The following is a 26,703-nucleotide window of genomic DNA, read 5'->3' as shown; positions in this document are numbered from 1 at the left end:
GAATGACAATCGAATTTTCTAACTTCTCTTTTAGATATGAGTCGCTGGACAAACCGACGCTAAAAAATATCAATCTAAGGATAGAGAAAGGAGAGAAAATCGTCATTATCGGTCCAAGTGGTAGTGGTAAATCTACTCTTGGGCAATGTCTTAACGGACTGATCCCACACGCAATCAAAGGGGAAACCAGTGGAACATTGACCATCAATGGTCAAGACACCGCCCCTTTCGACATGCACCAATACACTGAGCAAGTTGGCACCGTACTCCAAGATACGGACAGCCAATTTGTCGGTTTGAGCATTGGCGAAGACATTGCATTTGCGCTGGAAAACCAGCTAACTTCTAACATCGACATGTACCCATTGGTCAAAGCCACGGCCAAAATGGTCGACTTGGAACAGATGCTAGAACGCTCACCCCACGATTTATCTGGCGGGCAGAAACAGCGTGTTTCTTTGGCGGGCATTCTCGTCGATGACGTCGATATCCTTTTGTTTGATGAACCACTAGCTGCGCTTGACCCTAAAACGGGTAAAAAAACCATCGAGATCATCGATGATCTACACCGCGAAACGGACAAAACCATCGTAATCATTGAGCATCGTCTTGAAGACGTTCTGCATTGCTCCGTTGACCGTATTATCTTGATGGAAAGCGGCGAAATCATTACCGATACAACGCCAGATGAAATTTTAGCGTCGCCTCTGCTAGAAGATTACGGCATCCGCGAACCGCTTTATATTTCAGCACTGAAAGAAGCAGGCTGCGCGATTGAGGGCGATGCAAAACCTTCTAGCTTAACTACCTTACCATTGGAGCTATATAAACCGGCAGTACAAGCATGGTTTGATGGTTCAACAGCACAACCGCCCAAAACGCCAGCCGAGACTTTGCTTGAAGTCCGTGGCCTCACCTATTCTTACGACGGTGAGAAAAACGCGTTAGAAGACGTGAGTTTTGACATCAAGCGTGGCGAGTTTGTCTCTGTACTTGGCAAAAATGGCTCGGGTAAATCGACCATCACCAAACTGATTATGGGCGTTATTGAAGCGGATAGCGGCTCAATGAGCATGAATGGTCAAGATCTTAACGAACTGACCATCTTCGAGCGTAGCCAGAAAGTGGGTGTGGTGATGCAAAACCCGAATCACATGATTTCCCATCACATGATTTTCGACGAAGTGGCCTTCGGCCTCCGTAATCGTGGCGTTGAAGAGAAACAAATAGACGCTAAAGTACTTGAAGTCCTAGAGCTGTGCGGTTTGAGCAAATACCGTCACTGGCCAATCGAAGCATTGAGTTATGGCCAGAAAAAGCGCGTAACCATTGCGTCAATTTTGGTCTTGGAACCAGAGCTTCTGATCCTTGATGAACCGACGGCAGGTCAGGACTATCGAAACTACACGTCTATGCTGAGTTTCATCGAAAAGCTCAATCGCGAGTTGGGCGTAACCGTAATGATCATCTCTCATGACATGCATTTAGTGTTGGAATACACCTCGCGCTCTATCGTGATTGCAGACAGTAAATTAGTCGCGGATGCACCAATGACGCAGGTATTCAGCAGTCCAGAGCTACTAGACCAAGCAAACCTCACTACCACAAGTTTGTTTGAGTTGGCTACGAAAGTTGGTATCGAGGACACCAATGGCTTTATGCAGCATTTTATCAATGTAGAAAAAGCGCACCGCCAACAAAAAAGCGACGACGTAAACCAACTAGAGAAAGCAGTGGCATGAAAGACAACAAAATGAAGTTTGGTATCAACTACATCGATACCCAATCGCCACTTCATAAGTTGAATGGCATTACTAAGTTCTTGCTTTTCATTGCTTGGGTAACGGTGGTATTGACCACATTTGACTTGCGAATCATCGCGCTGTTGATCGTGCTGGGTTTGGGCTTATTGAAAATGACCAAAGTGCCCTTTCATGTCTACAAACCGCTGTTATTCGGTACAGGCACGGTATTACTGATCAATGCCCTGTTTATGTTCGCGTTAGCACCGCAACAAGGTACTGAGTTCATGGGTTCATCAACGGTTTTACTCTCGTTACCCGGTAATTACTCGCTCACTCAAGAGACATTGTTTTACCTAGTAACAGTGACGTTGAAGTACTTCAGCATGTTCCCAATCGCGTTGGTGTTTGTATTTACCACTCATCCGACAGAGTTTTCAGCCAGCTTGAACCGTTTAGGTGTGCCTTACAAAATCGCCTATGCTGTGAGCTTAACGCTGCGCTACTTGCCGGAAGTGAAAAAGGACTTTGTTAACATCATGCACGCGCAACAAGCACGCGGAGTAGAACTGAGTAAGAAGGCTCCGTTGCTCACTCGTATGAAGAACGTGGCAAAGATTCTTGGCCCTCTGATTTTCTCTAGTTTGGACAGAGCCGATCAAATCTCAAACGCGATGACGCTACGTGGGTTTGGTCGTCACTCCTCTCGCACTTGGTACAGCTTAAAACCACTGACCAAAGCCGATATGATCTGCATGGCTGGGATTGCGGTGATAGTGATTGCGGCGATCAGCAAGCGTGTTATCGACACACAACTGTTCTGGTATCCGTTCTAAATTCTTAAGTTTCAAACAGAAGATAACGTGCTTAGTATTGCGAACACGTTATCTTCCCGCTTTCCCCTCGATAACTCGCCTGTTGGCTTCTTGCTTGCGAGTGTTCAAAAGAAGCGGTAATTTCAGCGGCTCGCTGATGTGCCAGAAAGTTGCTTATTTAAACGACCAACATGAACTAAACTCATCAGTTTTATCAGGGGCTTAATGATCAACTGCGCACTGCCCACGATGAAAAGCCAAGTACCACTTTCAATCAACGAATCATTCAAAAAGAAAAAGCTACCAATTAAAAACCAAATAGCAATGAGTAGGTCGTTTGCAGCACCTAACGCCTCATAGCGGCGCTGAATAACGATGTGACGGCTACCTAGATCTAAATCCAACTCTCTGCCATGTATCTGCACTGTATAGCTCCCCTCTTATTGTTTCGCGTCAGTTATGCCCAAGTTATTTCGAAATACTTAGTTCTAAACCCTAACGGACGTGGCATGCATTGACAACCATTGGAGGGATTATCTATTTGCAATAAAAAGAAAAGGGCGCATAAGCACCCTTTTTAGCGAGTCTAATTACAGGTATTCGCTTTAATGATTAGATAGTGAGTACCAACTTAACTCCACTTCAACAAGCGAGTTTCGTTGCCTTCTTCCGGCTTCGCTGGAATATTGAGTGACAACAGCAAGCTCACTGCTGCCATACCAGCGCCGATGTAAAATACGCTCGCAGGTGAAACAAGCCAGATGACACCAAACGTAACAGGTATTACAACTGCAGCAATATGGTTAATCGTAAACGCAACGCCTGCGGTCGACGCCATATCGGCAGGATCGGCAATTTTCTGGAAGTAGGTTTTAATCGCAAGCGCTAACGCGAAAAATAAATGATCGACAACATACAATGCTGCCGCCCACTCTGCCGTTTGCACCAAACCGTACCCGACGAACACGAAGATCAAACCGACGTATTCAAACATCAACGCTTTGCGCTCACCTACAACGCCGATAAAACGGCCTATTCGCTTCGCAAACAAGAAGTTAAAGACATAGTTAATCAGGAACAGCAACGTAATATCTGCGGCGGAGTAACCAAACTTTTCTACCATCAAGAAACCAGCGAACACCGTAAAAATTTGACGGCGTGCTCCACTCATAAACGTAAGCGCATAGTATAACCAGTAACGTTTACGCAGGATGAGCTTCTTGTTCTGAGGCACTTTTGTCTTAAATTGTGGGAAGGCAAATGCCATCACCAAAATGAGCACAAAACCTAAACCACCAGCCATTAAATAGACCGTTTTAAAATCAAGTTTGAGCTGTTCGAGCGAAACCCAAATGGCGCCGTAGGTAAACAGAGAAGCCAAAGCTCCAACAGAAATAAACTTACCCAGCATTTCTGGCGCTTCTTCTTTAGATAGCCATTGTAAAGACAAAGACTGCTTGAGTGTTTCAAAGTAATGGAAGCCGGTGGACATTAACAAGGTTGTAAAAAGTAGACCGTACAAAGTGGGAAAATAACCTGTTAATGCCGTACCAAGCGTAAGCATCGCCAAAGAGACGAGCATAAAGCGTTGCTCTCGGATAAACAGCAATACAAACACGGCGGTAAAGGCCAAAAAACCCGGAATTTCGCGCACACTTTGCAATAGGCCTATGTCGGCACCATCAAAGTTTGCTTTCTCTATAACAAAGTTGTTCAACAACGCCATCCAGGTAGAAAAAGCAATGGGCACGATAATGGAAATTAACAGGAGGAAATTTTGCGGCGTTCTCCAGCCGTGCGATGAGGTAGTCATGATGTTTCCTTTAAATATGAAGGCATCATCATAGCTTTAAATGTAACAAATTCGCAATATCATTATTATTTTCAACCCAGAGCAAGCTGATATGGCTGAGGAATATTGTTATGAAGATAAACATCGCACTCAATTCCTTGGCTAAGCGCGATGTTCAAGTATCAAGAGAACTAAAGCATGAGTAAATGTGCTCAGTGGCTTAATCAATGACTTTTACTGATAGGCGATTTTTAAATTCAAACACATGTTCTGGACACACATCCAAACAACGGCCACAGCTAATGCAGTTTTGATTCATAACTCGACGATCTCCCTCTTTCAAAGGCTGCCGAAGCACTTCTGGTTCTGGGCAAACGTAAAAGCAATCCATGCATTTGGTGCAATCTTCGCGCCGAACAGCACTAACGCGCAACAGGCTTTTTCGGCCTATCACGCCATAGGTAGCCCCCAGTGGACATAAGTGCCCACACCACCCATGCTCAACCAAGAGTAAATCCAACACAAACACTAGGGCGATTAGCACCCAACCTGCGCCCATACCAAACACCAACCCGCGATGCAGTGCCGCAACTGGATCTAACCATGTCCAAAGAATCGCGCCAGATAGCGCACTGCCCAACATCAAAACAGGGATCAGCCAATAACGAATCACGGGAGACCAACGATAGCTCGCTTTAATGTTGAACTTTCGACGCAACCACGCCGCCAAGTCTGTCACGATGTTCAACGGGCACACCCAAGCACAAAATGCGCGCGGCGCCAAAATCGCGTAAAACACCACGACAATCACTACGCCTAACAACGCATTAAACTCCGGAACATGCCCTGTCGCCAAAGCTTGAAGCACGATTAACGGGTCACTTAACGGCACGGTATCGAGCAACATACTTGATGACAGATTACCAGTTAGAATTCCCAGCGTCGGCCCAGCCATAAATAGCGCAATGATGGTGAACTGACATAGCCGACGTAAAATCAAAAACCGATGCGCGCGCCACCAACCAAGCTTTTCAAGCGCTTCTTTGCCAGCATTTTGAGCTAAATTCTTTGCCATTACTTACCTCCTTTTAGCGATTCAAGCGCACCTTCCGGCACAGGCGTCTCACTAGGGAGGATATTTTCGAGTGGTTTGTCGAGCTCTTTCCAACCAAAATTGTAGTGGCTGCCCACTTTGCCTTTCGCCAAATCCGTCGGGACGACTTTAATAGCAGCGACATCCAACACGCACGCTTGTTCACACTTACCACATCCGGTACACACTTCGGAATTCACTGTAGGGATAAGTTTGGCGTGATAGCCAGTTCGATCGTTGTGAACCATCTCTAACGTGATGGCTTCATCAATCAGCGGACAAACGCGATAACAAACGTCGCATCGTAACCCTTGCCAGTTAAGGCAAGTTTCATGGTCAATAAGAACCGCTGTACCCATTCGAGCATCATCAATATCGGTTAGTTTCGGATCCAGCGCCCCACTCGGACAAGCGACAACACAAGGAATGTCTTCGCACATTTCGCAGGGAATATCGCGTGCAGTAAAGTAAGGTGAGCCAGTCGCGACGGGTGAAAGTAATGTCGCAAGTTTCAAGGTATCGTAAGGACATGCCTGAACACACAAGCCACATCGAATACAAGCTGATTCGAAATCGCCTTCCGGCAGTGCACCAGGCGGACGAATAGGCACACCTTTGGTTTCTCGAGCTTGGCTTTGTAGCGATTGTAAGCCCAATACACACGCAGCTGCGCCAACACCAGCCGCAGTCCGAGCTGTATCACGCAAAAATCGGCGCCGACTTTGCGATATTTTAGACTGAGAGGATTTCATGCTATTTCCTCAACAAAACTCCCTTATCAAGTTAAGCATAAATAGCCCTAAACGTGTCGTTTCCCTATACCTCATAGGAGGTAACTCCATCCTCTATTGATTCAAGTCAACTGACGCACAGTGCCGTCGTCACAGTTTGACTAAATGCGTTTATTTACTGCGACATGAAATTCACCACGATACTCTGCAGTACGCGCCATTCTCAGTACAATAATTCAACACCTTTGCAATCTACTCGTTCAATTCGATGACAAATCACTACTAAAAATTCAAAAAAACACATCATAACAAGCTAATTTAAAAGGCATTTATCCATTAAACATAAAAAAACACTATCCAAATAAGAAAACTGTGGTTAGATTAAAAATTAAAACTAAAAAGCGAAGGAGAGAGGCATGGAAATTATCGTACGTCCAACGACCGTCGAAGACGCAGCGGCACTCGTAGAAATCTATTCACAACCAAAAGCACAACGTGAAACCCTGCAACTCCCAAAGCCTTCGCTCGCGATGTGGGTGGAAAGGTTGTCAAACATACCTGATGGTGTTTATAGCTATGTCGCTGAAATTGATGGTAAAGTCGTCGGAAATATTGGCTTTCACCACTCTCTACGTCCAAGAACGATGCACACTGCATCGTTTGGCATCGGAGTACATGATAGTTTCCATGGACTCGGTATTGGTAGCAAATTGATAGAAACAGTCACTGAACTAGCAGATAACTGGTTAAATGTGAGAAGAATTCAGATAGAGGTCAATGCCGATAACGACGCCGCCATTGGGCTTTATAAAAAGCATGGATTTCAAATTGAAGGTGAAGCGATTGACGGTTCCTTCCGTGATGGTGAATTCATCAATACCTATTACATGGCGCGCATCAGACCAGGCCAAAGATAAAACAAAGCCTCCTACTAATTGGAGGCTTTTCTTTTTAAACTTCGACTCACTTTCGTAAGTAAGCCAACGCTCTGCGAGTCAATGCTTCTGTGTAGGGATTGATCTTCCAGTGGTCGGGACTCCAACCTTTCACAAATCGCTGAAAGTCTGCCCAAGCCACAGCAAACAAAGGACGCCATTCACGCTCGACTTCATTAGGGTCAAGATTCGGTTGATAGACCATTAGCGCGTGTTGCAACTGAGCAAAATACGTATCCAAAACCCAAACTTCCATCTCTGCACAACGTTCTGGCTTAACGGCGCTACTCATAAACAGTGCCACATCTTTCATTGCACACCCACATCCAACGTATTGAAAGTCAACCGCAACAACGCTTGATTCTTCTTCATCAAAACAGAAGTTCGCCAATTTGGCATCACCGTGTACTAGTGTTTTAAACTTAGCTTGCGAAAGCGTTTGATCAATCAATTGAGCCGCATTTTGTAGCTCAGTGTCTTGCAATGCTTCAAGCTCATCGGGTCTGGTTGCTAAGTGCCAGTATGTTCCGGTATGCCACAACTTATCCGAACGAACATCAATGTATCGCGCATGAAAGTTCGCCAACCAAGCGAGGCAGGCTTGTAGATGCTCTAGCTGTGCATCTGTGATGACTTTTGGAAAGCCCACCTCGGCGAGATCTTCCATCACAATGAGCCATTCATTCTCCGATTGGAACGTTTTTAGACCTTGTGGTACTCGGCAGCGAGTATCCACCCCTCCGGAAAAATACTCATACCAATTCACTTCCACCTGATAAGAATGCAACTTTCTTTGATGAGAACGGTCCGTATTCCAGCCTCTAGGATGCTCTGAAGGCTTAGGGAGTTTTACATGCTTAATGATCACCGAACGAGTAGAATAAGTAACTCGGACTAACTCTCCATAGCCTCCCCATAGCGATTGTATGACTTCTACAGAGCGGTAATTACCTAGATTGAGTTCCTGGCCAATAGTTTGGTAGCGTTGGTGGTTGTTACTCATCATGCGAGCAGATGTGACCACGTTTGGTTCTTCTCCATATAGTGAATAACATATGGGCAAACTGGTTTGATTTGATAACCGAGTGACTCAATTTCTGGCAACACCGCTTCCATCATCACTTTTCCGTACCCCTTACCTCGCAGTGCTTCAGGAACAACCGTTGATGTAATGTGCATGACATTACCCTCAAGCTGGTAAATCACCTTGGCTTTATAGCCCTGCTCTAAATCAACCCAGAATGTACTATTCGTGGCTTCATGAGTTACTTCATGCATATCTTGCTCTCTAATTTTTGTTACAGATTGATTGAATCAAACTATATCACTGAATAAAATCGATACCATGCGAGAGTGCTTCTTCGCCTCACGCGATTACCTTCTTACATCAGGTACGACAATTATAATGAGAAATATGAGCCCAATTGCCAGAGACGGCAAGCTACCTCTGCAAAACAAGAAGGCACCAGAACGTCAGGCAAGTACATTAAATAGCACCGATGCAATGGCAATGGTCGAACACGGCAGTGAAGTGAGCTTAAACGTCACCACCCCCGTTGGTACAAAGTTTATTACAACCAGCACATTTGTTGGCTGTCACTCAAATAATACTGCATTGATAGAGGTTCCGAACATCTCCGATGAAGACTTGAAGTTCTATTTTCAAGAAGGCTTTTGGATCAATGTAAAAGCCTACTCTCATCGAGGTGAAGGGGCCGTTATCCCATTTAGGGCCCAATTACAGCATCGACTAGGCGAACCGTACCCAATTTTGGTGCTAGACCTACCCAACACTATGCAGGTCTTTCAGCTTCGCAAAGAAGTACGTTACGAAGTAAATTTGAGAGCGCGTGTTTGTTTAGAAGCCTATCGAACTGAATGCGAAATAAGAGATTTATCTCGTAGTGGCTGTCGTTTTGTAACATCACCAATGAGCCGGCCACTTCAGGTTGGTGACCACGTTTCATTGGATCTAACGATGCCCGGAGAGAGTCGTATGCTAGCGCCATTGCGAGGTCGTATTTGTAATTTACAAAAATCAACGCACTATGCTCGCTACGGAATGGAGTTTGATGAGGTTGGTAAAAACAACGCTAAAAACCTCCTCAGTCACCTCAAATTTGATGGTACTAAGCTCACACTAAAAAGATAGATTTGATAACCCCTATCGCTTATCAAGAAGCTTTGAAGTGCTAGAAAACAAGAAACCCCTTACTTTTCAGTAAGGGGTTTTTATTTACTAAGAATAAGGCAGTATCTTAGATAAGAGTCATGACTTAGAAGTCGTAACGTAGACCTAGCGCTAGCTCATCTTTTTCATCAGCGCCTTCGTTATCCATTAGATCGAAGTTGTATGATGCGTAGCCACGGAAGTTAGGCTTGAAGTAGTAAGTTACATCAACAGCTAGGTTTTCTACAGTATCTGCGTCTTCTAGTTCACCTTTGTTGAACGTAGAAGTGAATACAGTTTGACCCATAGTGTAAGCAGCAGCTAGTTCGTAGCCTTTGTAATCAAGAGTCTTGCCTGCAACATCCATATCCGCGCCAGTGTAGTTACCAGCGAAGTAGAAGTCACCTACAGAGTATGCAGCTACCAGCATGAACTCATCGCTGTCGTTTTGATCTGCGTAACCAGCACCTAGTTCAAAACCAGTGTTAGCAAACGCGTAAACACCAGATAGAGAGAAGCCATCTTCCTCGTTGTCTGTAAAGCCTTGTGCATCTGTTGTGCGATCAGCAAAACGGTAGCTAGCACGTACAGCTAGTTGCTCGAATTGGCCTTTGTAAGACAGCATGTTATCTGTACGGTCAGAAACAGGCAGTTTAAGTGCTGCTGTGTTACCGTGGTAAGCCATAATGTCAGTAAAGTCAGTAAGAACCACTAGTGCGCCGTCGTTTTTACCGTAAGTTACTTCACCGTATTTGCCACCCAGACCCGCATAAGCGTAACGAGTTTCAAGATCACTATTGTTATCTACGGCACCTTCTTCTTTTGTTTTGAACTCACCTTCCCAAAAACCAACGCCGTATAGGTTTTCATTGATTTCCTGTTTGCCTAGGAAGTTAAGACGGATGCGAGTACGGTCTTCTGCCTTACCATCCATCATAGAAAGACGCGCTTCAGCGCGGCCGCCCATCTCAAGAGAAGTGCCATCTTGGTTGTATAGTTCTGAAGCGACAACTTGAGATCCTGATGCCATTAGCGCCACTGCTACAGCTAAAGTTTTTAATTTCATTGTTATTTTCCATATCATTGTTTTATATGTGTTTTCTCACCAGAAAAACAGGACTTTTCTGTACCAACGAGAAAACTGGCGGCATAGTAGCAGCTGTTATTTTTCACGCAACGTGTTGAATAAACAGCACTTATAGAAGAAAACACCACTTAAAATGACGATATGAATACCTCTCAACCATCAAGTTATCGGTTGAGTTAAAAAAAATGTTCGCGTCAAAAAAAAATTGACGAAAAAAATGTAAAAACAATATCACAAAACGTGATATTGCCCGCAAAAAAATCTTGTTAACTGACTGTTTTAGATAGACTTATTGATAATAAATCCGATTATTACAAACAAAAAAATCCCTGAGCATTCACTCAGGGATTTAGAGATTTGATAAGTAGATGATGAATTAAAGCTTAAAGAAACTTAATTGCTCTTTCTGCTTCTCTGCAAGTAATGAAAGCTCAGTACTCGCACTTGCACTCTGGCTGATGCCCGCTACATTTTGGTTTACAAGCTCCGACATGTTAACCACGTTGCGATTGATATCTTGAGTAACTTGAGACTGCTCTTCGGCTGCGGTTGCTACTTGCGTGTTTGAATCGTTGATGTTGGCGACCGACTCGGTAATTCCAACCAACGCTTCATTCGCTTGTTGCGTCAGCTCGTTGTTGCGGCTAAGCATATCAAGGCTGACTTGCATACTGTCATTCGCCAGCCCAGACTGCGCTTGAAGCTCTTCAATGATCGTTTGGATCTCTTGTGTCGAGTCTTGAGTACGCGCTGCTAGCATGCGTACTTCATCAGCTACTACCGCAAAACCACGACCAGATTCACCAGCTCGCGCCGCTTCAATCGCAGCATTCAATGCTAGCAAGTTGGTCTGCTCAGATACGCCGCGAATCACTTCAATAACATCGTTGATCTGTACAGATTGCTCTTTTAGACGCAAAACAACTTGCGCTGCATCGTTCAATGCTTGAGACATTTGCGCACTTGCTTCCGCACTTTCTTGGAAGATAGCCAAACCTGATTGAGCAAGTCCATCAGCTTCACGCGCAGTTGCGTCAGCAGAGGTCGCGTTATCACTCACATTATTCGCAGTGCTTGCAAGCTCGTTAACCGCAGATGCAACTTGCTCGATCTCCGCCAACTCTTGTTGAGCGTTCGCTTCCGCTTGCGTCATTACTGCAGCTAATTCGGTCGATGCAGATGCAACTTCCTCACTAATACGGGTTAACTGGTCCACAGTGTTGTATAACTGCTCTGCGGTTTGGTTTACATCTTTGCTCAGCTTAGAGATCTCATTGTCCCCATCGACATCTGCACGTACTGATAGATTACCCATTGCTAACTGACGCATCACTTCTTGCAGTTTTTGGATTGGTGTAACAATCATGCCAGATAGGAACCAAGCGCCTATCAGTGAGAAAGCAAATACCGCTAAAACCGTCAACATAGCGTTATTTTGCACACGTTCATTTTGCTGATGGCTTCTGATAGTAGATTGTTCAGCTTGCTCGTTTACATGCTTTGATAGCGTGTTAATTTGTTGGACCATTTCTCGGCCAACATTGCGATACTCTTTGACAAATGCACGGTACTCGCTATCCGATTTCAAACCTTGATCGTATTGGTTGAAGAAAGCAACTGAGCGCTCTGAATATCGCACATAGGATTCAATTGCTTGGCGAACTTTAATGGCATCGTCACGGAATAGGTTTCGGGCTTCAATTGCGCTTAAATCGGCATCAACTTGCTTTAAGCCTTCTTTCAATTCGGTTAGAAAATTCTCACGACGAGAAGCATCGTAAATAGCGTAAACCGCGCTTATGCGCAGAGGGTAAATTTGGTCGTCAATACTCGCCAATGTGTCTTTGTGAAAAACCAAAGATTCTTGGTTGGAAGCAATAACATCTTGCTCTGCTTGAAGATTGTTTTTAGTAATCCAAAGAGCAATAAACAAAACAATCGCGGTAAATAATACCGGAACCAAAATTTGCGTTCGTACTGACAAATTTTTCAGTGATAACTGCATGACAGGGCCTCAGTTGTATGCGTGATGTCTATATCCAAACAAACTCGAGCAGTGCCTATAACAACGTTACTTTTCGGCAGTTTGAATATCTATGCTTCCTTGCGACGGGATAAATCCCAGACGAATAAACAAGTGGCGAATATTAGAGGTCGATCACACTTTTGTCTAGTACAAAAACTCTCCATTTTCAATCTGTTATTGACAATATCCCGACAGTGGCGTCGGGATATTGTCGTTATGATAAATTATGATCACTTATGATGAGATACATTCACATTTAGGACGGTTTCAGCCTATTTTCTCAACGAATTGAGCTTAGCTTGAGCAAGGCCAAAAATGGTATCGATTGGATAAGAGCCTTCATCGGTTGGCTCACCAGCAACTTTCCCCGTAAACAATTCGATAGCTTCAGTAACATGGTCAATCGCCCAAATATTAAACTCGCCTTTTTCGACTGCTTTCACGATGTCGGAACGAAGCATTAGATTGTGAACATTAGAGCGCGGAATAATGACCCCCTGCCCGTCATGACGACCTTTAATTACACACACATCATAAAAGCCTTCGATCTTTTCGTTTACGCCACCAATAGGCTGAGCTTGACCAAATTGATTCATCGACCCTGTTATCGCAATGTCTTGTCGGTTTGGTTGCTTTGAAAAAGCAGACACAACCGCACATAACTCAGCCATGCTGGCACTATCACCATCAACACCACCATAAGATTGCTCAAAGGTAATGGTGGTCGTTAATGGCACTCGTGCCGTTTTACCAAATACGGAAGATAAGTAGGCAGACAAAATCATCACGCCCTTAGAGTGAATACTGCCACCCAAATCCACGCTGCGCTCGATATCGATAACATCCCCATCACCGTAACACGTCGTCGCTGTGATGCGATTCGGTGCACCAAACATGTAGTCACTAGTGCTCAATACCGAAAGTGCGTTGACTTGGCCTAAGGCTTCTCCTTCGGTGCGAATCAGCGTTGTGCCGTTAATAAAGGTTTCCATTACGTTATCGCGTAATCGGCTTACTCGCATTTCTTGGTTATTGAGCGCCTCTTCAACATGCCCAATACGAATCATGTTGGAGTTGGCTTGACGAGCTACGTAGTTCGACTCTCGAAGCAAGTTGGCGATATTAGCCGAATGTAGAGATAGCTTGGATTGGTCGCCAGACAAACGTGAGCTGTATTCGATGATTCGAGCAATGGCTTTGCGATCGCAATGCAGCATATTGTTGTCATGCACCACGCTAGAGATAAAGCGCGCGTAATGCAGCTCAGACTCCGGCGTACGTTTCATTTCGTCTTCGAAATCTGCCGTCACGCGGAACAACTCGCTGAACTCTGGATCGTAATGTTGGAGTAATTGGTAAGTTCGGTAATCACCAAATAAGATGATTTTGATATCAAGCGGAATCGGTTCAGGATCGAGTGATACCGCCCCCGTCAATGTGACTTCTTTTTCTAGAGACGTAAAACTCAATTGACGAGCACGCAATGCGCGCTTCAAACCATCCCAAACGTAAGGCTGTTCAAGTACTTTCTGAGCATCCATTAATAGAACGCCGCCATTCGCCTTATGCAAGCTCCCTGCGCGAATCAGCGAGAAGTCGGTAAACACCGTTCCCTTGAAAGTGGCAGTCTCAATCGACCCGAAGAGTGAATGATAGTTGGGGTTTTCTTCAACAACGATAGGAAATTCGCTGCTTTTACGGCTTACCAAGACGTTCACTTTATAACGACGTGGCAATTTTTTATCCAAGGATGCCGTCGCAATTTCGCCTTGCTCGCCACTTTGGTCAAGGAAGATATCTGCGTTTTCAACAATATCTTTTTGCAGCTCAGTTAAGTAGGTTTTGATTTCGGAATATTGCGCGTAATCCACTTTGAGTTTTTTGATGAAGTGAGTAATCACATCAAGTGTCACTTCATCATTGAGCTTTTTGATTTTATCGCTGTATGTCTCTTCCCACTCCGTAAGCTCACGAACCATCGAGCGCAATCTCACTTCGAGTTCATCAATAGCATCGCTGAATTGCTCTTGTTCTTTTTTGCTTAGTACATCAAAAGACTCTTCCGTATGAAGCTCATCACCGTTCATGGCGACAAACTGATAATCCCCCTGCGTAGTCAGTGTTAGGCTGATGCCCTTTTCTTTTGCCTCTCGACTAATACGATCCAGCTCGTTTTGTTGCTTAGCTGCCAATTGATTTTTTAATCGCTCAGCGCGGCTAAAGTACATTTCATTGTCGAATGCTAGGGGTAAAGCATTCAATAATTTGCCCATTAAAGCTTCAATATCAACACGTAGCTTATTTCCGATACCACAAGGCAACTTTAATACCTTTGGTGTACGGGTATCCTCAAAGTTCGCAACGTAACACCAATCAAACAGGGCTGCTGCATCGTGCTGGTGACGATTCAGATAGCGCAAGATCATGGTGCGTTTACCTAGCCCATTCTGACCAATGGCGTAGATGTTATACCCTTTCTCTTTGATGGACATCGCAAACTCGACCGCTTTTTGCGCGCGCTCTTGGCCCACGATTTCATCAATTGGAGGTAACTCCTTGGTCGACTTACATGGCATATTCTCTAGATCTGCTACAGAATATAGCTGCTTAGCTTCCAATCTTAGTATTGCCATATCCACTTCCTTTTTTCTTATTTTCGTTATTTGAGTGTAGAGATTATTTGCTTAATTTTAAGTGATTTACCTTCCACCCTAGATTGATTGGACATTTTATGAACACACAAGTGATATTAACACGCACTTGCAATTGATAATCAATTTCATTTAATATCTAAACAAATCAAATGTTGTGGAGATGGATATGAATATTGAGCAATGCTGGATGCGCTACTTAAAAGCGGAGCAACTGATGGAACAAGGCCATTGGCCAGAAGCTCATCGTTTATATGACGACGTGCTCAACAATCTACCCAACCACATTCATTTAGCGCTAGAAAATGCACAAACTAAACCTTGCCAGTTTGTATGTCTCATTACGGGGCTTAGAGATGCCAGCGTGACGCAATCAGAGATTCTCAACAAACTCGGCTTACAACATGATGCGTTCTCAATACTCAATCAAACTTACGCGCTATTTCAATTTTTGCAGCTAGAGAGCCATGAACTGATTGAGCGCGTGGGTCACCTACTTGGTCAACAGAGCGAAGACTTGTTAGCTCACATGGCGGCATTTTGCTCTGCCCAACGTAATGCTCAATGGATGATAGAACTCGAGCACGTAACGCGCGCGCATGAGCAGTTCTTACATTTGCAAGCAATGAGTTCGGCAAAATCTTCGCCTTCTCACCTGTATAATTAATCTAAAGCTCTAGCATTGAGGCCAGCTAGGTTTATGCTGTCCATTGTTTGAGTATCATTTGCTTTATCAACCACAAGGATCTGTGATGTCTTCTAAAACCATTCTTTCGGTGAACAACCTATCAGTCAGCTTTACGACAAACGATGGGATCGTCGATGCAGTAAAGAATGTTAGCTTCGATTTAAAAGCAGGCGAGACGCTGTCCATCGTTGGCGAATCTGGCTCTGGCAAGTCAGTATCAACCAATGCACTGATGAAACTACTGCCAGACAACGCTATTTTGCATGAAAGCTCATCCATCATGTTTGAGGGTAGCTCCATCTTGGATAAAACAGAGCGTGAAATGCAAAGTATTCGCGGTGATCGCATTGGCATGATTTTTCAAGAGCCGATGACCTCACTAAACCCGTACATGCGGGTGGGTATCCAAGTCGCTGAGGCCATCATGTGTCACCGCCCGGTCGACAGACGAACAACAAAAGCAAAGGTGTTAGAGCTGTTTGAATTGGTTCATATGCCAAACCCAGAAAAAGCGTACAACAAGTACCCACACGAATTTTCTGGTGGTCAATTGCAACGCATCATGATTGCGATGGCACTGATTAACGAGCCCGATATTTTGATCGCCGACGAACCTACAACAGCGTTGGATGTCACGGTTCAAGCAGAAGTGTTGCACCTGATTAAAGAAATTCAGGCTCAGATGGGCATGGCAATCCTATTTATTACTCATGACTTAGGCGTCGTAAAACACTTTGCAGATCGTGTCATTGTGATGTGTAAAGGAGAAGTCGTCGAAGAAGGCGAAACGCAAACACTCTTCGAGGACCCAAAGCACGAATACACACGTATGCTAATCAACTCGATTCCTAAAGGCAGTAAGGAGCCTATTAGCGAAAGTGCTACACAGCTTTTAAAGGCCGACGATATACGAGTCAAATTCTTGGTAAAGTCGCATTTTATTGCGAGCAAGAATGAGTACTTCGAAGCGGTAAAAGGCATTTCTCTTGAGCTTAAACAAGGAGAGACCCTCGGGATCGTTGGGGAGTCCGGTTCAGGTAAGTCTACACTCGGCCGAGCTTTGATAGGTCTACTGCCCTCAACTGGCAAAATAGAATATAAAGGCCAAGATATGGCCTTGCTGACAAACAAAGAACGTTTTGAGCTGAAAAAAGACGTTCAGATGGTATTCCAAGACCCTTATGGTTCGCTTTCTCCTCGTATGACTATCGGCGAGATCATCACAGAAGGATTAACTGTCCACCAACCAATGTTGAGTAAAAAAGAACGTATGCAGAAAGCGCGCGACGTGCTCCGTGAGGTCCGCTTAGATCCCGCGTCCATCAACCGTTATCCGCACGAGTTTTCAGGAGGCCAGCGTCAGCGTATTGCTATCGCGCGAGCACTGATCCTTGAACCTTCGTTTATTCTGCTTGATGAGCCAACCTCTGCATTAGACCGCTCGGTGCAACTGACAGTGATTGACCTTCTGAAAGATTTGCAGAAAAAACACAATATTGGCTACTTGTTTATTAGCCACGATCTATCAGTAGTTAAAGCACTCTCTGATCGTGTTCTAGTCATGCAAAAGGGCGAGGTCATGGAACAAGGTACGGCCGAAAAGATTTTCCAAAACCCTAAAAATGACTACACGAAAAAACTGATAGATGCCTCATTTGATCTTGAAAACAGTGAAAATCAGCACAATGCGGCTTAGGTTCATCACAGTTTCATATTCATAAACTAGGATTAAGAAAAGGTGATAAATTCATCTTGTCTTAAGAATGGCGTAGCTGCCTTTCGGTTTGGCCGCCGAGACTGGTTGGTTCAAGAGTCAGACTTAGTCAACCTGGCTCAAATACTGGCAAACAGTATGAATTGAGTTCCCCCAACCATGAAAAATGCCGCGACACTGTCGCGGCATTTTTTTATTCTCAGAAGCTTCGAACAACTAGGGCATTAAATCGACTCAATACCCATATTATGTAACGTAAATGCATACACGTCTGTGGTGAGGTCAATTTGCTTACTCAGCGGCATTCCTGCACCATGACCTGCATTGACATCAATGCGTATTAATACTGGATTAGCGCCTTGCTGTTTGTCTTGCAGCTCCGCAATAAATTTGTACGAATGTGCTGGCACAACTCGGTCGTCGTGATCAGCAGTTGTCACCAAGGTAGCAGGATATTGCACGCCTTCTTTTACATTGTGAACAGGAGAGTAACCAAGCAAGTATTGGAACATCGCTTCACTTTGCTCCGACGTGCCATAGTCATACTTCCAGCCTTCTCCAGAAGTAAACGTGTGATAACGCAGCATATCAAGCACGCCAACCGCAGGCAGCGCGACTTTGAATAGTTCAGGGCGTTGCGTCATACACGCTCCAACTAACAAACCACCATTAGAACCACCGCGAATCGCTAGGCGATCCGAGCTAGTGTAGTCGTTTTCAATCAGGTATTCCGCCGCCGCAATAAAGTCATCAAACACGTTTTGCTTTTGCTGCTGAGTGCCTGCGTTGTGCCAGGCTTTACCGTATTCACCGCCGCCTCGCATGTTGGCGACAGCGTATATACCACCCAACTCTAGCCAGTTGGCTACATTGCCAGAAAACATTGGAGTAAGGCTGATGTTAAAACCGCCGTAAGCATACAACATGGTTGGTGCTCTACCATCAAGTGCAACGCCCTTCTTGTATGAAATGATCATCGGAACTTGCGTGCCGTCTTTTGAGGTGTAAAACACCTGTTTTGATTCATACTCATTACGATCGAACGGTGCCTTTGATTCCTGAAACAGTGTCGAACCACCAGATTCGACATCAAATGAGAAGATCGTCGGAGGCGTCACGTAGTTAGTGAATGTGTAATAAAGTGTGGTTTCTTCTTTTTTACCCGCCAGACCATAAGCCGTGCCTTCTCCCGGCAATTGTACATCTCGAATCCACTCACCTTGGTAGTTAAACTGCTGCACTTTAGAAAGCACATCTACCATATAAGTCGCAAACAGATAACCGCCACCTTTGCTGATTTCTAACGGCTGTTCTTGTTCAGCAATCACGTCAGCCCATTGTTCTGTCTGAGTGTTGTAGCTGACAACTTTGCCATTCGGCGCGTCTAGGTTGGTGTAAAGCAGCAAGGTTGCGTCTTGGCTATCAATTAAGTAGGTGTCGCCTTGCGTTGTATCGCGCAGCGTCACAATTGCTTGGGAGTCAGACTGTAAATCGATATAAAACAGACGATTACCCGATGTAGATTCTGCGCCAGAAATAATGAGGAAGCGATCATCTGTCGTCGTCGTACCAGACACATAACGATGAACTTGCGTATCCAACTCACCAAAAATCACTTTATCTTCAGATTGAGGGGTACCAAGTTCATGATAATAAAGCTTGTGATGCTCAGTTCGAGCAGACAACTCACTGCCTTGCGGCTTATCGTAGCTTGAGTAATAGAAGCCTTTGCTGCCCAGCCAAGAAATCGACGTAAACTTCGCATCAACAATCTCAGGCTCTAACTGTTCTTTGGTTTCCGTATCAATGACAAAGATCTTACGCCAATCACTGCCCCCTTCCGAGATGGAATACGCGACCAAACGGTAGTCTTTAGAGAAGCTGACTTCGCCAAGAGAGGTCGTGCCCTCTTCGGAGAAAGTATTTGGATCAAGGAAAACCTCGGCTTCTCCCTCGCCTTTACGTCGATACAATACGCTTTGGTTTTGCAAACCGTCGTTTTTGTAGAAGTAGGTGTAGTCACCACGTACAAATGGCTGGGAATATTTTTCGTAGTTTTGACTGTTCGCCACTAAGTCACGGATTTGTTGGCGGTACGGTATCTGACCAAGGAAATCGAAGGTGACCGAATTTTGACCCGAAGCCCATTGAGCGGTTTCTTCACTGCGATCATCTTCTAACCAGCGATAAGGGTCGGCAATGTCGTGACCAAAATAAGTGTCCACGACAGAATCTTTACGTGTTTTTGGGTAATGCATAACGTCCGTGTTACTCCGTTGTTTTTATTAAGTTGTTTATCTTCAATCGTTTTATTGCGGTGATTACCTTAGAGCACCCAATTTTGATTTCAACGACATTGTTTTAAATCTATGAAGAACCTAGAAATAATGAGATATCGTTAAGTATCGGTCACGAATGTGCTCAATAAGCAACTTCACTTTGTTCGGTGGTTGACGAGTAAACGGATACACCGCGTAGATACCCAACTTTTTACCTACTAATTCAGGAAAAATATCCACCAGTTGACCGTTACGAATATCGTGATACACCAAGCAGCGCGGGACGTAAGCAATACCATGGCCGCCCAGAGCGGCTTTACGTAATGCGGTCGCGTTATCAGTAGAAAAGCAGCCCGATACTTTGACGATGTAATTGCCATCTTCTCCTTTAAACTCCCAATCCGTTGCACCTGTGGTTTGGTAAGCGTATTGCAGACAATTGTGCGTGGTGAGATCAATCGGCTCGATCGGTTTCCCATTTTTCGCAATATAAGAAGGTGACGCGCATACCACCCATTGGGAATCGAGAATATGTCGTGCGATCAAACTAGAGTCGGCTAGGTAGCCAGTTCGAATGACTAAATCGTAACCATCAGCCACTAAATCGACAAAGCGATTATCCAATGACATATCCACGGTCAGACCCGGATGAAGGTTACAAAACTCGGCAACAGCATCAGCAAGTATCAAATCTCCAGAGATACACGGCACGGACATTTTTATATGACCGCTCACATTCTCTCCAAAGCCTGCAACAGCATCCATAGCCTCCTGAGTGGCCTGCTTCACATTTTTAGCACTGTGGAGTAACACCTTACCTGCCTCGGTCAAGGTTAATTTGCGCGTTGTTCGATATAATAGCTGAGCCCCTATTTCTTCCTCCAACCTCGCCATTCTTTTGCTAACTACCGAATTTGTAAGGTTATTTGCCTCTGCAACCTTACTAAAGCTGCCAAGTTCGATTACTTGAGAAAATAGGATTAAGTCGTCTGCTCTCATACCATTATGTCACTTTTGGAATTAATTATTTTCATTATTTCCCTATATCAACAAAAAATAAAGGAGTAAATTCACGCCAAATTAACAAAACCATTACAACAAAAAGTCACCTCTACAGCGGATTGACACCGTTCGAGAAGTCAGCGTACGAAGGATGTACAAATGAGTGAAACCCTACTTGCCCTAGTGGCATTTTCGCCAATTGTTGTTGCCGCCATCTTATTGGTTGGTCTCAACTGGCCTGCTAAAAAAGCCATGCCTGTTGCGTTCGGTCTAACCGTCGCTATCGCACTTATGTTTTGGGATATGTCAGCCAATCGCGTACTGGCTTCCGTATTCCAAGGACTGGGCATTACTGTCTCTGTTCTATGGATCGTGTTTGGTGCCATCTTCTTGCTCAACACTTTAAAACACACTGGAGCGATCACCACAATCCGTAATGGATTTACCGATATTTCGGCTGACCGCCGTGTACAAGCCATCATCATTGCTTGGTGCTTTGGCTCGTTCATTGAAGGCGCATCTGGGTTCGGTACCCCGGCAGCAATCGCTGCACCACTGCTGGTTGCAATCGGCTTCCCTGCGCTAGCCGCTGTCCTAATGGGCATGATGATTCAGTCTACGCCTGTTTCATTCGGCGCGGTAGGCACGCCTATCATCGTAGGTGTAAACAAAGGTTTAGACACGCATAACATCAGTGAGTCGTTGGCCGCACAAGGTGCAACGTGGGAAATGTACCTGCAAGATATCACAGCGCACGTTGCTGTCATTCACGCAGTCGTAGGTACGATGATCCCAGTATTAATGGCGATGATGTTAACACGTTTTTTCGGCAAGAACAGAAGCTGGAGTGAAGGCCTGGATATTCTACCATTTGCGCTATTCGCTGGTGTCTCTTTCACCGTTCCATACGCGTTAACCGGCGTATTCTTGGGCGCAGAGTTTCCTTCACTTATCGGTGGTTTGGTTGGTCTGTCTATCGTTGTTACCGCAGCGAAAAAAGGCTTTTTAGTACCAAAGACTAAGTGGGATTTCGAAAGCGAAGACAAATGGCCTGCAGAGTGGTTAGGTTCGCTAAAAGTCGATCTAAACGACAATCCGGGCAAGCCAATGAGCATCGTAAAAGCTTGGGTTCCATATGTAATGCTGGCAGTTATTCTCGTCGCAAGCCGCGTAAGCCCTGAGCTGAAAGGCTTTGTACAAAGCGTAAGTTTGTCGTTCAGCAACATTCTTGGTGAGACTGGCGTTAGCGCTGCGATTCAGCCGTTATACCTTCCTGGTGGCATTCTGGTGTTTGTCGCACTACTTGCTGCAATGTTACAAAGCGGTAGTGTAAAGCCATTGCGTGAAGCGTTTGGCGAGTCAAGCAAAACACTGATTGGGGCGGGTTTTGTCTTGGTGTTTACCATTCCGATGGTTCGTATCTTTATCAACTCAGGCATCAACGGTGCTGACCTAGCAAGTATGCCCGTCACAACCGCAAACTTCGCCTCTGACCTTGTTGGTTCTGCGTTCCCAGCGCTGAGTGCCACCGTTGGTGCACTGGGTGCGTTCATCGCTGGCTCAAACACGGTATCAAATATGATGTTCAGCCAGTTCCAATTCGAAGTGGCACAAACGTTGTCTATTTCGAGTGTGATTGTTGTATCACTCCAAGCCGTCGGTGCTGCCGCAGGTAACATGATTGCGATTCACAACGTTGTTGCCGCATCAGCCACGGTAGGTTTGCTTGGTCGAGAAGGCGCAACATTGCGTAAGACGATTATCCCTACGTTCTACTACATTGTAATGACAGGCATTATTGGATTGGTGCTGATTTATGGCTTCCAAATGACAGATGTCTTAATGAAGTAACGCGAAATGCAGGGTTTACAGCCCTGCCTAATTTGACACAGCTGTCTGCACTACTACCCCGACATGTTGATTTAGCTTGCTACATCAATTCCCCCGACAGCTGTGTCACCCTTTCCAGTTTGCATAGCTGATTGAGTGATTTAATAAAATTTTTCAACCAATTATGTAAATGGGTTACCAACATCACCGATTCAAACGTAAGTGAACCATAGGTAACTATACTCATTTTGATGTCTTCACTGCTTTGCGATGAAGACTCAACGAAAGAGCAAATTGCTCCACAACTTTGCTTAGAATAACCGCTAGGACACCATTATGATTATCTCAGCTTCTACTGACTACCGCGCTGCCGCGAAAGCCAAGCTTCCCCCGTTTCTATTCCATTATATTGATGGCGGCTCTTACGACGAACGCACGCTGAAGCGTAATACTGACGATTTAGGTGATGTCGCTCTTCGCCAACGCGTCCTACGCGATATGACAGATTTGAGCCTCGAAACCGAGATCTTCGGTGAGAAACTGGCAATGCCAATCGCGCTAGCTCCTGTTGGTCTAACTGGTATGTACGCGCGCCGAGGCGAGGTGCAAGCAGCAAAAGCAGCCGAGAAAAAAGGCATCCCATTTACTATGTCGACTGTTTCGGTTTGTCCGATTGAAGAAGTCGCACCTGCAATTGAACGTCCAATGTGGTTCCAGCTTTACGTGCTTAAAGACCGTGGCTTTATGAAAAACGTACTTGAGCGTGCAAAAGCAGCAGGCGTAACAACGCTGGTGTTTACCGTTGATATGCCAGTTCCTGGCGCACGTTACCGTGACATGCACTCAGGTATGAGTGGCCCTAACGCGGCCATGCGTCGTGTATTCCAGGCGATGCGCCACCCAAGCTGGGCGCTGGATGTGGGTCTACTTGGTAAACCGCACGACTTAGGTAACATCTCAACTTATCGTGGCGAACCAACAAAGCTAGAAGATTACATCGGCTGGTTAGGCGCAAACTTCGACCCTTCTATCTCCTGGAAAGATCTTGAGTGGATTCGTGATTTTTGGGATGGCCCAATGGTTATCAAAGGCATTCTAGATGAAGAAGACGCGAAAGATGCGGTACGTTTCGGCGCAGATGGCATTGTGGTATCTAACCATGGTGGCCGTCAGTTAGATGGCGTACTTTCAAGTGCTAAAGCACTGCCAAGCATTGCGGATGCGGTAAAAGGTGATCTTAAGATCTTCGTAGACTCTGGTATTCGTACTGGTCTTGATGTCGTTCGTATGCTCGCACTTGGTGCAGACTGTACGCTTCTTGGCCGTTCATTTGTGTACGCATTGGCAGCACAAGGCGGAGCAGGCGTTGAAAATCTACTGGATCTGTACGATAAAGAAATGCGTGTAGCAATGACGCTGACTGGCGCTAAGTCTATCGCGGATCTTTCACGCGATTCGCTAGTGAAAATCCCATAATCTTTGCAATCGAGCAAAACAGAAACGAAAAAACGAGCCAACAGTGGCTCGTTTTTTATTGCTCTTCAACCCGATAATTTGACGAGCAAGCTAGCTAACTTGGTGAACGTACTCGATCACGACTTGGTTTCCGTCGATAAACACGTTACTGATATCGCCATCCACCGTCACACGATTTTGTAAATAAACGGTACCAGATGCAGATAGGTCACGCTCCGTCAAAGACGGAATCACCTGACCAGGACGTACATGTAGCTGCTCGCATAGCTGTTTTACAAAACCTAGCGTCAGTGGAGAATTACCACGTAACAAGCCAGAAAACTCGTGTAGACTCAAACCAAGGCGCTTCGCCATTTCCATTTGAGTGATGTGCATTTTGGCTTTTTGTGACATCCAGATGTCGTAGAGCGCGTTTCGATCCAGCTCTGTAAATTCCATATCTGCCTCCGCTAATTCAAGAGCCAATACACTCTCACACTTACTTAAGATAAATGTTAGCGATAAGTCAGAGAAGTTATAATTGATCGTCCAAATATCAACCCTCAATCATTGGTATCGTACCTCTGAACATGCATGAGGCGGTCGCTCAACAGAACATTGAGGTGACTCTCTTGTCATCGGAAGGAAAAGTCCATCTCGGACGGTTTAGACATAAGTAAATGATTTAAAGGAAATCACTGGGGTGAAGGAGTAATATCTGCTACCTTTCCTTCCATGGTTCACTAGAAATAAGTTACATATGCCACAGTGGTTTACCGAATTACAAAGCTACATTGAAACGTCTCATCAAAATTGGAGTGGAAGCGTCCTTTTCATTACGCTCGCTAGCTTTATAGCTTGGATAGCTTGGCGGCTGATCCGCTCTCGCCTCGCTGCGCTCGTAGAGAAAACGTCCTTCCACTGGGATGACATGTTGCTTGATGCGCTAAAAGCGCCAGTCAGTACACTCATTTGGTGTTGGCCAGCAACCGTCTCTATCGGCATCATATTAGAGAGCGAGCTCAACGATAAAATAAACTGGTTAAGTACGCTGAAACTGATTTTAATCATCAGCATCTTCGTATGGACCGTTATGCGGCTCATTACCAATGTTGAAGAGCATGTTCTCGAACAAAAGAACCGAGATGAAACAACAGTACAAGCGATAGCTAAGGTTGCGCGCCTGTTCTTTATTACCGTCGGAATTCTAACCGTAATGCAGGCATTTGGTCTGTCACTATCGGGCCTACTTACCTTCGGTGGTGTTGGTGGTTTGATCGTCGGTTTAGCGGCGAAGGATTTGCTGTCTAACTTTTTTGGAGGTCTTATGATCTACTTCGATCGTCCATTTAAAGTTGGCGATTGGATCCGTTCTCCAGACCGACAAATAGAGGGGACGGTAGAACGCATTGGCTGGCGTATGACCATTATCCGAACTTTCGATAAGCGTCCACTGTATGTGCCAAACTCAGTGTTTAGCAGCATTGTCGTAGAAAACCCATCTCGCATGCTGAACCGACGTATCTACGAAAAAATTGGACTTCGTTACGACGATGCTGAAAAAATGCCGCAAATTATCACCGCGGTAAAAGAAATGCTGAAAAATCACAAAGACATTGATGCACGCCAAACACTTATCGTCAACTTCGATACATTCGGTCCATCATCATTGCACTTCTTTATCTATACCTTTACTAAAACCGTGAATTGGGTGAGATACCATGAGGTTAAGCAGGACATACTGCTTAAGGTAATCAACATCATTAAAGAACACGATGCAGATATCGCGTTCCCTACTCAGACGCTTAAGCTTGATCCTATACAAATGGTAAAAGCGGAAGAGCAAGAAGATCACGGCTTCTAGTTCTCACCAATACCCAAATAATCAAGCCCGCTGTGTTTAAGCGGGCTTTTTATTTTTCTTCGCATGAAGTGGTTATTGTTGCGTTAACACCATACGTGCATTCAGCGGTTGGATTGGGCGATTGTTTTTCCCCATTACTTCCGAAAAAGATTTTATCTGCTCAGGAGAAATAGTTTGTGCTTCTTTCATCACGAACCAACGTACACCTTCAGAGCATGGCGGTGTCGTTAGTGAGCCGTTAAAGCGGTAGTAGTCTTTATCACTTGGGATAAGGGCATCAGCATCAAATGGAACCTTGATGGTAACATCTTGATCTTTAGTTGGAATGTTAGCTAGCATCTTAGCTAGATCTGGGTTCGCGTCACCCAGTTTAAAGAACACCGCGACAACAGCTAGATGACCTACTTTGTCGGCATGCACAAAGTGTGCTTCTAGAGGGTATTCTTTACCGTCCACATGGTTTTCAGATGGCGTATGGAAGTGGAACTGTTTCAACGTAAACTCTTTCCCATCAATGGTGAGTGTGTTTTTACCTTCTAAACCAGTCTGTAAAGTGTGACCGTTGTTCAGCAGTGAAATTGCCTTACCTTCGTAGTCGAAATTCAATTTTTCTAGCTTCGCTTCGGTCGCCGATTCAATGTTGATTGGGCTCTGGTTTTGACCTTTTGCGCACTCAGATGCAAACTCACCCCAATGAGCTGGCCCATGGTTTCCCTCGTAGCCCCAGCTTGCTGCATAAGCTGTTCCTGTAAATACCAGCGCCAAACCTAGTGTTGTTAGTGACTTCTTCATCATTTTCCTTATTTCTGAAAGTTAAATTCCGTGAGAA

The 26,703-nt window shown here is 45.0% G+C and carries 22 protein-coding genes; 9 read left to right on the top strand and 13 right to left on the bottom strand.

What is annotated here, in order from left to right; all coding sequences use genetic code 11:
- Window positions 1–2 precede the first annotated feature (2 nt).
- Both R7E47_RS01845 and R7E47_RS01840 read left to right on the top strand, forming a co-directional pair.
- Window positions 3–1,742 carry an ABC transporter ATP-binding protein gene (locus tag R7E47_RS01845; protein ID WP_318083638.1) on the top strand — a complete coding sequence of 580 codons (1,740 nt, stop codon included), beginning with the start codon at window positions 3–5 and terminating at the stop codon, window positions 1,740–1,742.
- Window positions 1,739–2,578: an energy-coupling factor transporter transmembrane component T family protein gene (locus R7E47_RS01840; protein ID WP_136976847.1), complete on the top strand. Its 840-nt coding sequence runs from the start codon at window positions 1,739–1,741 to the stop codon at window positions 2,576–2,578. The genes R7E47_RS01845 and R7E47_RS01840 overlap by 4 nt, the downstream gene beginning before the upstream one ends.
- Window positions 2,579–2,700: 122 nt before the next feature.
- On the opposite strand, the gene R7E47_RS01835 is transcribed toward R7E47_RS01840, so the two are convergent.
- From R7E47_RS01835 to napG, 4 genes are all read right to left on the bottom strand, one after another.
- Entirely contained in the window at window positions 2,701–2,982 is a 282-nt protein-coding gene (locus tag R7E47_RS01835; protein WP_025768568.1) for a YrhK family protein, read from the bottom strand.
- 206 nt (window positions 2,983–3,188) lie between these two features.
- Window positions 3,189–4,370: an MFS transporter gene (locus tag R7E47_RS01830; protein WP_005375129.1), complete on the bottom strand. Its 1,182-nt coding sequence runs from the start codon at window positions 4,368–4,370 to the stop codon at window positions 3,189–3,191.
- A 199-nt stretch (window positions 4,371–4,569) separates the two neighbouring features.
- Complete coding sequence (napH, locus tag R7E47_RS01825; RefSeq protein ID WP_318083637.1) at window positions 4,570–5,424, bottom strand: quinol dehydrogenase ferredoxin subunit NapH; 855 nt, start codon at window positions 5,422–5,424, stop codon at window positions 4,570–4,572.
- Window positions 5,424–6,194 carry a ferredoxin-type protein NapG gene (gene napG / locus R7E47_RS01820; RefSeq protein ID WP_064376387.1) on the bottom strand — a complete coding sequence of 257 codons (771 nt, stop codon included), beginning with the start codon at window positions 6,192–6,194 and terminating at the stop codon, window positions 5,424–5,426. The genes napH and napG overlap by 1 nt, the downstream gene beginning before the upstream one ends.
- A gap of 395 nt (window positions 6,195–6,589) precedes the next feature.
- On the opposite strand from napG, the gene R7E47_RS01815 reads away from it, so the two are divergent.
- The gene (locus R7E47_RS01815) at window positions 6,590–7,090 is read left to right on the top strand and encodes a GNAT family N-acetyltransferase (RefSeq protein WP_017820512.1); all 501 of its coding nucleotides are present in this window, start codon (window positions 6,590–6,592) and stop codon (window positions 7,088–7,090) included.
- Window positions 7,091–7,136: 46 nt separating this feature from the next.
- Here R7E47_RS01815 and R7E47_RS01810 read toward each other — a convergent pair whose 3' ends face one another.
- The gene (locus R7E47_RS01810) at window positions 7,137–8,114 is read right to left on the bottom strand and encodes a phosphotransferase (protein ID WP_318083813.1); all 978 of its coding nucleotides are present in this window, start codon (window positions 8,112–8,114) and stop codon (window positions 7,137–7,139) included.
- Window positions 8,111–8,386, bottom strand: a complete 276-nt coding sequence (locus R7E47_RS01805) for a GNAT family N-acetyltransferase (protein ID WP_054702574.1) — start codon at window positions 8,384–8,386, stop codon at window positions 8,111–8,113. The genes R7E47_RS01810 and R7E47_RS01805 overlap by 4 nt, the downstream gene beginning before the upstream one ends.
- Window positions 8,387–8,513: 127 nt before the next feature.
- On the opposite strand from R7E47_RS01805, the gene R7E47_RS01800 reads away from it, so the two are divergent.
- Complete coding sequence (locus tag R7E47_RS01800; protein WP_054702577.1) at window positions 8,514–9,260, top strand: flagellar brake protein; 747 nt, start codon at window positions 8,514–8,516, stop codon at window positions 9,258–9,260.
- A gap of 124 nt (window positions 9,261–9,384) precedes the next feature.
- Here R7E47_RS01800 and R7E47_RS01795 read toward each other — a convergent pair whose 3' ends face one another.
- The 3 genes from R7E47_RS01795 to R7E47_RS01785 form a co-directional block, all read right to left on the bottom strand.
- Window positions 9,385–10,344 carry a porin gene (locus R7E47_RS01795; protein ID WP_151515316.1) on the bottom strand — a complete coding sequence of 320 codons (960 nt, stop codon included), beginning with the start codon at window positions 10,342–10,344 and terminating at the stop codon, window positions 9,385–9,387.
- Between the two features lie 397 nt (window positions 10,345–10,741).
- On the bottom strand, window positions 10,742–12,370 hold the full coding sequence (locus R7E47_RS01790) for a methyl-accepting chemotaxis protein (protein ID WP_017635484.1): 1,629 nt from the start codon (window positions 12,368–12,370) through the stop codon (window positions 10,742–10,744).
- Between the two features lie 293 nt (window positions 12,371–12,663).
- Complete coding sequence (locus R7E47_RS01785) at window positions 12,664–15,024, bottom strand: ATP-binding protein (RefSeq protein ID WP_318083636.1); 2,361 nt, start codon at window positions 15,022–15,024, stop codon at window positions 12,664–12,666.
- A 187-nt stretch (window positions 15,025–15,211) separates the two neighbouring features.
- On the opposite strand from R7E47_RS01785, the gene R7E47_RS01780 reads away from it, so the two are divergent.
- Window positions 15,212–15,709, top strand: a complete 498-nt coding sequence (locus tag R7E47_RS01780) for a hypothetical protein (RefSeq protein ID WP_005375116.1) — start codon at window positions 15,212–15,214, stop codon at window positions 15,707–15,709.
- An 85-nt stretch (window positions 15,710–15,794) separates the two neighbouring features.
- Window positions 15,795–17,426 carry an ABC transporter ATP-binding protein gene (locus R7E47_RS01775; protein ID WP_318083635.1) on the top strand — a complete coding sequence of 544 codons (1,632 nt, stop codon included), beginning with the start codon at window positions 15,795–15,797 and terminating at the stop codon, window positions 17,424–17,426.
- Between the two features lie 242 nt (window positions 17,427–17,668).
- Here the strand turns inward: R7E47_RS01775 and R7E47_RS01770 are convergent, their stop codons facing one another.
- The gene (locus tag R7E47_RS01770) at window positions 17,669–19,702 is read right to left on the bottom strand and encodes a prolyl oligopeptidase family serine peptidase (protein ID WP_318083634.1); all 2,034 of its coding nucleotides are present in this window, start codon (window positions 19,700–19,702) and stop codon (window positions 17,669–17,671) included.
- A 120-nt stretch (window positions 19,703–19,822) separates the two neighbouring features.
- A complete protein-coding gene (locus R7E47_RS01765; protein WP_005375112.1) occupies window positions 19,823–20,722 on the bottom strand; it encodes a LysR family transcriptional regulator in 900 nt (299 codons plus the stop codon).
- 162 nt (window positions 20,723–20,884) lie between these two features.
- On the opposite strand from R7E47_RS01765, the gene R7E47_RS01760 reads away from it, so the two are divergent.
- Entirely contained in the window at window positions 20,885–22,576 is a 1,692-nt protein-coding gene (locus R7E47_RS01760; RefSeq protein WP_005375111.1) for an L-lactate permease, read from the top strand.
- Window positions 22,577–22,891: 315 nt separating this feature from the next.
- Entirely contained in the window at window positions 22,892–24,031 is a 1,140-nt protein-coding gene (gene lldD / locus R7E47_RS01755) for an FMN-dependent L-lactate dehydrogenase LldD (protein WP_005383962.1), read from the top strand.
- A gap of 90 nt (window positions 24,032–24,121) precedes the next feature.
- Here lldD and R7E47_RS01750 read toward each other — a convergent pair whose 3' ends face one another.
- On the bottom strand, window positions 24,122–24,469 hold the full coding sequence (locus R7E47_RS01750; protein WP_005375109.1) for a helix-turn-helix domain-containing protein: 348 nt from the start codon (window positions 24,467–24,469) through the stop codon (window positions 24,122–24,124).
- Between the two features lie 301 nt (window positions 24,470–24,770).
- Between R7E47_RS01750 and R7E47_RS01745 the strand changes: the two genes are divergently transcribed.
- Window positions 24,771–25,874 (top strand): mechanosensitive ion channel family protein, encoded by a 1,104-nt coding sequence (locus tag R7E47_RS01745; protein ID WP_318083633.1) that lies wholly within the window; start codon window positions 24,771–24,773, stop codon window positions 25,872–25,874.
- 72 nt (window positions 25,875–25,946) lie between these two features.
- Here R7E47_RS01745 and R7E47_RS01740 read toward each other — a convergent pair whose 3' ends face one another.
- Window positions 25,947–26,666, bottom strand: a complete 720-nt coding sequence (locus R7E47_RS01740; protein ID WP_042521660.1) for a carbonic anhydrase — start codon at window positions 26,664–26,666, stop codon at window positions 25,947–25,949.
- Between the last annotated feature and the right edge of the window lie 37 nt (window positions 26,667–26,703).

The organism is Vibrio sp. Vb1026, from assembly GCF_033338745.1.
Classification (GTDB): domain Bacteria; phylum Pseudomonadota; class Gammaproteobacteria; order Enterobacterales; family Vibrionaceae; genus Vibrio; species Vibrio alginolyticus.
This window is presented reverse-complemented; position numbering and strand designations above follow the sequence as displayed.